The 3,840-nt window shown below is 70.0% G+C and carries 2 protein-coding genes; one reads left to right on the forward strand and one right to left on the reverse strand.

What is annotated here, in order from left to right:
- Positions 1-1,080: MFS transporter (locus JWQ92_RS11225; RefSeq protein ID WP_297344548.1), on the reverse strand; the 1,080-nt coding region annotated here is incomplete at its 3' end.
- 286 nt (positions 1,081-1,366) lie between these two features.
- Here JWQ92_RS11225 and JWQ92_RS11230 point away from each other — a divergent pair.
- Positions 1,367-3,840, forward strand: a 2,474-nt coding sequence (locus JWQ92_RS11230; protein WP_297344549.1) for a ribonucleoside-diphosphate reductase subunit alpha, incomplete at its 3' end; no start/stop codon positions are given.

Consider the following 3,840-nt stretch of genomic DNA (forward strand, 5'->3'; position numbering starts at 1 on the left):
CGCCGCGAGTCCCGCGGCCGCGAGGACCGCCGCGCTCGCGAACGCCGACTGCGGCCCGGCCCGGTCGATGAGCGCGCCCGCGAGGGCGGCGCCGAGGGCGACGCCGACGAGCTGGCCCGTGTTGGTCCAGCCGTACGCCTCCGCCGTGTCGCTGAACCGCACGGACGAGGAGACGATCGCGGACATGACCCCGAGGGCGGGTGCGAGGCCGAACCCGGCGACCACCAGGGCGAGCGACAGGCCCCAGAACCCGCTCACGAACGGCGTTCCGGCGACGCCGACGGTGACGATGAGCAGGCGGAGGGTGAGCGACCACGACCGCATCGGCAGGCGGGCGAGGGCGAATCCGCCGACGAGGGATGCGAGCGACCAGATCGCGAGCACGACCCCGCTCGTCGGGTCCCCGGTGCCGAACGCGCCGGCCACGCTCGCCTCCACGTCGGCGCACGAGGCGATGACGAGGAAGCCGACGCCCGTCACGAGCAGCACCTGGGGCTTCAGCAGCACCGCGCCGAACCGCCGCCTGCTGCGGGGGATGCGCACGCGGCCGACCTCGGGGGATGCGGCGAACCAGATGCCGCCGCCGATGAGCAGGGCGACGCTGAGCAGCAGGCCGAGCACGGTGCTGACGGCCGTGGCCACGAAGGTGACCGCGACCGGGCCACCGATCCAGATGAGCTCCTGCAGCGAGGCGTCGAGGGAGAACAGCGGGGCGAGCATCCGGGAGTTCACGAGCTTCGGGTAGATGGTGCGCACCGCCGCGGTGATGGGCGGGAAGGTGAGGCCCGCCGCGAGGGCGAGCCCGACGATCGAGACGACCGGCAGGTCGGCGAGGGCGATCGCCGCCACGGCGGCCGCGCAGAGCGTCGCCGTGCCGAGCACGACAGGACGGATCCCGAGGCGTCCCATGAGCCGGCCCGTCGCGGGACCGGAGAGCGCCTGCCCGATGCTCAGCGCCGCGAGCACCACGCCGGCCGCGGTGAACGACCCGGTGCGGCGCTCCACGTGGAAGAGGAGGCCGAGCGAGAGCATGCCGCTGGGGAACCGGGCGGCGAGCTGCGCGGCGATGATCCGCGCCACGCCGCGGGTTCTCAACAGGTCGCCGAATCCACCGCTCACAGGCCCTCCATCGTAGGGGCGCGGGACTGTCGGATCCCGGGTGCAGGCTCTCCACCACCCGGGGCCGGTTGTCCACAGCTCGTCCACCGCTCTGTGGAGGACACGCCGCACGTTTCCACAACATATGGGGCCGTTGCGGTGTCGGGACCCCTGTATATAGTGATCACCGGTTCAAGCGCGGACCGGTCGCCAGCGGGGGACGGCCCATCCGGGACGGCGGGCACGGCGCGCACGAGAAGGAGACGGCATGGGTATCACGGTGGTCAAGCGCAACGGCGAGCGGGAGCCGTACGACGCGAACAAGATCAACCTCGCGATCGAGCACGCGAGCGCGGGCCTCGACCCGAACATCACGTGGGTCACGCAGATCGCGTCCGAGCTCGAACTCACCCTCTTCGACGGGATCACCACCCAGCAGCTCGACGAGGCGGTCATCCAGGTCGCCCTGCAGAACGTCAAGGACGACCCGGCGTTCGACACGGTGGCCGCGCGGCTGCTGCTGAAGACGATCTACAAGCGGGTCCTCGGGGACTACGAGACGGACCAGGACGTCCGCGCGCTGCACACCTCCCACTTCCGCGCCTACGTCGAGCGCGGCGTCGCGGAGGAGCTGCTCGACCCGCGGCTCGGCGAGCTGTTCGACCTCGACGCGCTCGCCGCGGCACTCGAGCCGGCGAACGACGAGCTGCTGAAGTACATCGGCGTCGTCACGCTGAACAACCGGTACGGCATCAAGGCCCGCAACGGCGAGCCGCTCGAGGTGCCGCAGTACTTCTTCATGCGCATCGCGATGGGGCTCTCCCTCAACGAGGAGGACGCGACCGGCGCCGCCCTCGCCTTCTACCGCAAGATGTCGAGCCTCGACTACCTCGCGGCCGGCTCGACGCTGGTGAACGCAGGTACGAAGTTCCCGCAGCTCTCGAACTGCTTCGTCCTCGAGATGCAGGACGACATCGAGCACATCGCCAAGACCACGCGCGACGTCATGTGGCTGACGAAGGGCACGGGCGGCATCGGCCTCTCGGTCACGAAGCTCCGCGCGCAGGGCTCGCCCATCCGCTCGAACAACACCACCTCCACGGGGCCGATCCCGTTCATGCACACGATCGACTCGGTGCTGCGGGCGGTGTCGCGGGGCGGCAAGAAGTTCGGCGCGCTCTGCTTCTACATGGAGAACTGGCACCTCGACTTCCCCGAGTTCCTCGACCTGCGGCAGAACTCCGGCGACCCGTACCGCCGCACCCGGACCGCGAACACGGCCGTCTGGATCTCCGACGAGTTCATGAAGCGCGTGCAGCACGACCAGGACTGGTACCTGTTCGACCCGCTGGAGGTCGCCGATCTCAACGAACTCACCGGCAACGCGTTCTCGGAGCGGTACGCGCACTACATCGAGGAGGCCGAGGCCGGCCGGCTGCGCGCCTTCAAGCGCATCGGCGCGCGCGAGCAGTTCAAGGCGATGCTGATGGCGCTCCAGACCACGAGCCACCCGTGGCTGACGTGGAAGGACACGATCAACAACCGCGCCCTGAACACCAACACGGGCACGATCCACTCGTCGAACCTCTGCACCGAGATCACGCTGCCGCAGGACCGCGACAACGTGTCGGTCTGCAACCTGGCGTCGATCAACCTCTCTCGGCACCTCGTGCTGCGCGAGGACGGCACGCTCGGGATGGACTGGGGCCGCATCGCGGAGAGCGCCAAGCTCGCCGTCCGCCAGCTCGACAACCTCATCGACATCACGCTGTCGAGCGTCGACGAGGCCGACAACTCGAACGAGCTGAACCGGGCCATCGGCCTCGGCGTCATGGGCTTCACCGACGTCGTCGAGCGACTCGGCCACTCCTACGAGAGCGAGCAGGCGTACGACCTGATCGACGAGATCATGGAGCACGTCTCCTACGCGGCGATCGAGGAGTCGGTGGACCTCGCGCAGACGCGCGGCGCCTACCCGAACTTCGAGGGCTCCGGCTGGTCGAAGGGGCTCGTGCCGTTCGACACGATCGCGATCACCGAGGCCGACCGCGGCGTGCCGATCCGGGTGAACCGCACCACGCGGCTCGACTGGGACGCGCTCCGGGCCCGGGTCGCCGGCGGTATGCGCAACGCGACCCTCATGGCCATCGCCCCGACCGCGTCGATCGGGCTCGTCGCCGGCACCACGCCCGGCCTCGACCCGCAGTTCTCGCAGATCTTCAGCCGGGCGACGTCGAGCGGCAAGTTCCTCGAGGTGAACCGCAACCTGGTCGGCACCCTGAGGGAGGCGGGGCTCTGGGAGCGGGTGCGCGAGCAGATCCTGCGCAGCCAGGGCGACATCCAGAACGTCGAGGAGATCCCCGACTCGATCAAGGCGACCTATCGGACGAGCTTCCAGCTCTCGCCGTACGCCTTCCTCGAGGTCGCCGCGCGGGCGCAGAAGTGGATCGACCAGGCCATCAGCCGCAACATGTACCTCGAGACCCGCGACCTCGGCGACATGATGTCGATCTACGCCGCGGCGTGGGAGCGGGGCGTGAAGACGACCTACTACCTGCACATGAAGCCGCGCCACACCGCGGAGCAGTCCACGGTGCGGGTGAACAAGGCGGAGACGATCGATGCCGGCGGCGCGCAGCGTCGCGGGTTCGGCGGTGCGCCGCAGCCGGCGGTCGTCGCGCCGGCCGCTCCGGCTGCGCCCGCCCGCCGCGGGTTCGGTGGGTTCGGCGCCTTGGCGTCGAA

The sequence above is a fragment of the Amnibacterium sp. genome, assembly GCF_025463795.1.
Taxonomy (GTDB): Bacteria; Actinomycetota; Actinomycetes; order Actinomycetales; family Microbacteriaceae; genus Amnibacterium.